The sequence below is a fragment of the Bradyrhizobium sp. STM 3809 genome (assembly GCF_000239795.1).
Lineage (GTDB): Bacteria > Pseudomonadota > Alphaproteobacteria > Rhizobiales > Xanthobacteraceae > Bradyrhizobium.
This window is the reverse complement of the sequence record NZ_CAFJ01000483.1, coordinates 1-4,834: the sequence shown is the minus strand read 5'-3', so window position 1 is coordinate 4,834 and position 4,834 is coordinate 1. Positions and strand designations below refer to the sequence as shown.

5 protein-coding genes are annotated in these 4,834 nt (G+C 66.8%); 1 reads left to right on the top strand and 4 read right to left on the bottom strand.

What is annotated here, in order from left to right:
* A partial coding sequence (locus BRAS3809_RS22485; RefSeq protein WP_035657676.1) for an aldo/keto reductase occupies nt 1-547 on the bottom strand: 547 nt, incomplete at its 3' end.
* Between the two features lie 265 nt (nt 548-812).
* Here BRAS3809_RS22485 and BRAS3809_RS22480 point away from each other — a divergent pair.
* A complete protein-coding gene (locus tag BRAS3809_RS22480; RefSeq protein WP_008964335.1) occupies nt 813-2,030 on the top strand; it encodes an NF038122 family metalloprotease in 1,218 nt (405 codons plus the stop codon).
* 75 nt (nt 2,031-2,105) lie between these two features.
* Here BRAS3809_RS22480 and BRAS3809_RS22475 read toward each other — a convergent pair whose 3' ends face one another.
* The 3 genes from BRAS3809_RS22475 to BRAS3809_RS22465 all read right to left on the bottom strand — a co-directional run bounded on the left by BRAS3809_RS22475 (nt 2,106) and on the right by BRAS3809_RS22465 (nt 4,394).
* A complete protein-coding gene (locus BRAS3809_RS22475) occupies nt 2,106-2,930 on the bottom strand; it encodes an SDR family NAD(P)-dependent oxidoreductase (RefSeq protein ID WP_008964334.1) in 825 nt (274 codons plus the stop codon).
* 323 nt (nt 2,931-3,253) lie between these two features.
* Nucleotides 3,254-3,496: a hypothetical protein gene (locus BRAS3809_RS22470; protein ID WP_240535745.1), complete on the bottom strand. Its 243-nt coding sequence runs from the start codon at nt 3,494-3,496 to the stop codon at nt 3,254-3,256.
* 196 nt (nt 3,497-3,692) lie between these two features.
* Nucleotides 3,693-4,394 (bottom strand): hypothetical protein, encoded by a 702-nt coding sequence (locus tag BRAS3809_RS22465; RefSeq protein WP_008964332.1) that lies wholly within the window; start codon nt 4,392-4,394, stop codon nt 3,693-3,695.
* Between the last annotated feature and the right edge of the window lie 440 nt (nt 4,395-4,834).

Sequence of the window (4,834 nt, the reverse complement as noted above, 5' to 3'; positions counted from 1 at the left end):
GCTGCAGGCTCTCGTAGCGCGGCAGGTTGTTGGCCTTGGCGATGTCGAGCGCGGCCTGCAGCCGCTCGGCGGAGAAGTTCGAGGCGCCGATGACGCGCACCTTGCCGGCCTTGATCAGCTTGTCATAGGCCGCCAGCGTCTCCTCCTGCGGCGTCGCCTCGTCGTCCTTGTGCGACTGATAGAGATCGATCACGTCGGTCTGCAGCCGGCGCAAGCTGTCCTCCACCGCGCGCGCAATGTAGTCGGCCTTCAGCCCGACCTTGCCGTCGCCCATGTCCATGCCGACCTTGGTGGCCAGGATGATCTTGGCGCGGTTGCCGCGCTGCTTCATCCATTTGCCGATGATGGTCTCGGACTCGCCGCCGGTATGGCCGGGCACCCAGCGCGAATAGACGTCGGCGGTGTCGAGGAAAACGAGGCCGGCGTCCTGCACCTTGTCGAGCAGGCGGAACGAGGCCGCCTCGTCGACCGTCCAGCCGAAGACGTTGCAGCCGAAGCAGAGGGGCGGAACATGGAGGCCGGAACGGCCGAGCTGACGATGCTTCATGACGATCTCTCGCTTCGGAAGGGCTTGTCGAACATCTGGCTGGATGCGTGAAGGCGGGGTGCCTGCCGCAGATTGCCTCTGTTCGTCGCGGGTGACCAGCGCGGCGGGAGCATGACGAGACGCGCATCGTGCATCCAAACCGTGGCGCGCCTGCCCCGAAGAGGTTCCGGCGACGTCAGACTTTGCCCTCAGTTGCCGACGATGGTCCCTTCATTGCGAACGCTTCGCAAATGCGGATACGCGCCGCGGGGAGGGAGTACGGCCATTGAACACGCTGACCTGTGACCAGCTCGGACTGAGCTCCGACGCCCTGACGATGCATGACACCGCCGCGGCGAAGGCGACGACGACGACCACGGCGGCCGCCGCGACGCCGTTCGCGCTGCCCGCGGGCGCGGTGTCGGCTCCGGTCGTGCATGCCGATGGCTCGGAGACGGTCGCGGTGCACAGCGGAGGCCTGACCTTCAATCTCACCTTCGACGCGGCCGCCGCGGCGGCGCCCGAGAGTTTTCGCGCCGGCGTGGAGCAGGCGGCCGCGATCCTGTCCTCGGTGATCACCGACCAGGCCACGGTCAATCTCGCCATCGATTTCGCCGGCACCGGGGGCGGCGCCGGCGCCAATGTCAGCAACGGCGTGCTGGCCAACTACACCCAGGTCCGCACCGACCTGCAGGATCACGCCGCGGCCGGCGACACCGTGTTCGACAATCTGCCGATCGCGCGGGCGGTGCAGGGCCACTCCCAGGTGTTCGTCTCCAACGCGCAGGCCAAGGTGCTCGGTCTGATCGATCCGACCAGCACGACCACCGAGGACGGCTTCGCCACCTTCAGCACCGACATCCCCAACCAGTCGCTGGTCGGCGTCGCCCTGCATGAGCTGTCGCATGCGCTCGGCCGCGTGCCGTCGCCGGGCAATCTCGATATCTTCGACCTGTTCGACTTCACCCGGGCCGGCCACAATCTGATCAACAACAGCATCAGCTCGGCGCCCCCCGCCTATCTGTCGCTCGACGGCGGGCGGACCAAGATCGCCGACTACGGCCAGACCTCGGACCCGGCCGACTTCCTCAACTCCGGCATCCAGGGCGCCCACGATCCGCTCAACGAGTTCTACAATCCGACGACGTCGCAGACGCTGTCGCCGATCGACCTCGTGGTGCTGGAGACGCTCGGCTACAACATCTCGACGCCGAATACGCAGGCGCTGCTCGCGCAGATTCCGCATGCGGCCGGCGTCGCCGCGCCGATGCAGACGCCGGCGCAGGCCGCCGCGATCGCCTCGGCGGTGGCGGCCGAGACGGCTGCCAGCCTGACCAAGCTCGGCGATGCCGCCGGCGCCGCGCAGGTGCTGGCGAATGCGCAGGCCGACGCGGCCCATGCTGGTGAGGCCCACAGCAACACGACCTACGCATCACCCGCCACGGACACCCATCACGACCCGATGATGCTCGCCATGCATCTGCACCATATCTCGATGAACTGAGCGTCCCTGCGCGGATGGCGCATGTCCTTCGGTCGCGCGCCACGCAACCGGGCGCCGCGCCGGCGCATGTGGCGCTCAGGCGAGCCAGGGCTTCACGAACGCCTCGCTTTGCTCCCACAGCAGGCGCGCCGCTGTTCCATCATCCTGATAGACCACCTTCATCGGACGTTGCCCCGCATAGCATGCCCCGGGCTGCCAGTCGGTGCCAGGCGCGCCCTCGGCGAGCCTGACGAGGCGCTGTGCGCTGCGCGCCGGACTGAGCGGAAGCAGGTATTTGAGCGGCGAGTGATAGACGAGCCGCATCATCGGCGTCGTCTCGCTGGCGAAGTTGGTGCGCACCACGCCCGGGTGGAACGCGACCGCGGCAAGGCCGTCGGCGTGATGCCGCCGGTCGAGCTCGCGGGTGAACAGGATGTTCGCCAGCTTGCTGCGGCCGTAGGCGCCGAGCGGCGTGTAGTTGCGCTCGTTGTTGAGGTCGGCGGTGTCGAAGCGCCCGCCGAACATGTTGGCGGCGGCGCTCGCCGTCTGGATCACCCGCGCGCGGCTCGCGACGAGGCGCGGCAGCAGCAGGCGGGTCAGCAGGAAGGCGGCGAGGTGATTGACCTGGAAGCTCTTCTCGAAGCCGTCGGCGGTGAGCTCGCGCGGGCCCATGATGCCGCCGGCGTTGTTGACCAGCACGTCGATCCGGCCGAGTTCGCCAAGCTCGGCCGCGAGCCGCTTGACGTCGGAGAGCCTCGTGTAGTCGGCGGTGTGGAACGGCGCGTTCAGCTCGCGCGCGAGCGCCGCGGTCTTCGCCTGGTTGCGGCCGACCAGCACGACGTCGTGGCCGCGTCCCTTCAACTGGCGCGCGCCGGCCGCGCCGATGCCGTCGCTGGCGCCGGTGATGACGATGGTCGGCATGGTGGCTCCCTTCTGGTTCCAAGGCGACCTTAGCGGACGTCAGGCGTGCGCGACGAGCAACCAGGCCAAGGGGTCAATCCGTCCCCGGGATCCAGATCGTGCTCGGCACGCCGAACGATGTCGACGGCCGGGACAGGCCCGGCCATGACGATGCAGAGACGGACTGAACCCGAATTTCGATCTTCTGATGGAGGCCCTGACGCCCCTGATTTGCCTGATCCCACGCGAGGCCGCGTCAGGCAGGGCAATCCGGCCACGACGCCGCGGCCGGCGGCTTGCCGTCGTGCGGGCAGGGACTTGATGTGGCGATCCAGCCTGCCGGGCTAGCGGCACTCGTCGATCGGATATTGCTGGGCACTGCCGGAGCCGTCGAAGACGTCGACGAACACCTTGACCCCGGTCTTGCAGCGCGCAATGCAGGCGTTGGTCTCGGCGAAGCATCGGTTGACGTATCTGTCGAAATATTGCGCCGACACCTTGCTCCGCGCCAAGGCCCGGCATTCCTCGCCCTGCTGGGAGCACGATTTGGCCTCCGCAGCGCGCGGCAGCATCCCGGCTGCCATCATGACGGCCGTGATCAGGACTGCGGCCGCGAGCCGCCGCGACCGTGCCGGTGTCAATGAGTTGGTAACGGATCCCACCTGCGAAGCCCTCCACCCGACGAACACATCATCAATGCGAAGGGTCTCTTAAAATTATCTCAACCGGAGCGGGCATCTGTGGTCCGGGCAGGGAACTCGCCGTCCCGGCTGCCCCGTTCCGTCAACCAGCCTCCGCAGCGAAATCGGAGAATCGGAACAGGATGGCCTGCCTGTATTCACCGGACTTTTCCGAGACCCAGAGCTGCCTGCGGACCGAATTGATGTTCAGGAAGAATTCGGCATAGGGCCAGCCATTCTGCTCCTCGAGCACGACCTTCGTGCGCATCGTAAACCGGTCCTGGTCCGGAACGATCAGGCCGCGCAGCGGCAACAGGACCGACATCACCGCGCTCTTGTCCGGCAGCGCCGGACGGGTCTTGGGCTCGAAGCCGAAGCAGTGCTCGAGCCCGCGCAGCAGGCGAGTCGTCCGCTCGCCATGCGACACCAAGGCCAGCTCTCGCGTCGGATGCCCGAGCGGAATCGTCCATTCCTCGCGGGACGTCCGCACCGGCGCTCCGCGGCCGTCGAGCTCCCAGCTTTCGACGGCGTCGGTCTGCGTGCCGTTTGACAGACCGAGCACGAGCCCGAACCCCGCCGGGCCGTCGGCCGTAGCGCTCTCCACCTCGATCCAGAGGTGTTTGTCCCATCTCCATTCCTTGATCTCGAACACGCAGGCGTCCGGCCCAGGGACGAAGTTCTCAGGATCGCCAGCGGGGTCCGGCCCGGACTGCCATCGCGAACCCCTGGGCATCGCGCCATACAGTCCTTCCGGTGTCGGTCCGCGTGTCGGCCGTTTGGGTTTCAGCCAGTCGAACAGCCCCATTTTCGTCTCCCCCAATGCAGTTTCTGCCGATCAGGACCATAAGACCCACTCGCGTTCAAGATGTGTCGAGGCAAGACAGCGACCGCGTGCATGGTTGATGGAGATCGTGTTCTCCGTTCATAGGATTGCCCGTCAAAGTTGGAGGCCCCGGGGTCGAAGCTCTGCCCCATTCAAGCCGTCGACGGTGCGATCATCTCCGTCCATCTGTGAGATAGATGGTCCTCCAGGATGCGGGCGATGTGCGTCAAAGTGGCCTCCTCAGCCCGACGGGCATTTCCCGCAGCCCTCTCATGCGCAAACTGCCCGTCGAGCCAGTTTGTCGCACGCTGCTGGCCTTGTCGCGTCGGGCAAATCAGGTCGATGTTTTCGCCCATCCCGTTTGCGATGAAGAGGGACGTTTCGGCCGATCGTCACGGAGCGTAGCAACGGGGAGCGGCAGG

Bases quoted from the DNA above. Each gene is read 5' to 3' on its own strand.
- BRAS3809_RS22475 (WP_008964334.1), bottom strand. From the start codon at position 2,930: ATGCCGACCATCGTCATCACCGGCGCCAGCGACGGCATCGGCGCGGCC.
- BRAS3809_RS22470 (WP_240535745.1), bottom strand. From the start codon at position 3,496: ATGATGGCAGCCGGGATGCTGCCGCGCGCTGCGGAGGCCAAATCGTGC.
- BRAS3809_RS22465 (WP_008964332.1), bottom strand. From the start codon at position 4,394: ATGGGGCTGTTCGACTGGCTGAAACCCAAACGGCCGACACGCGGACCG.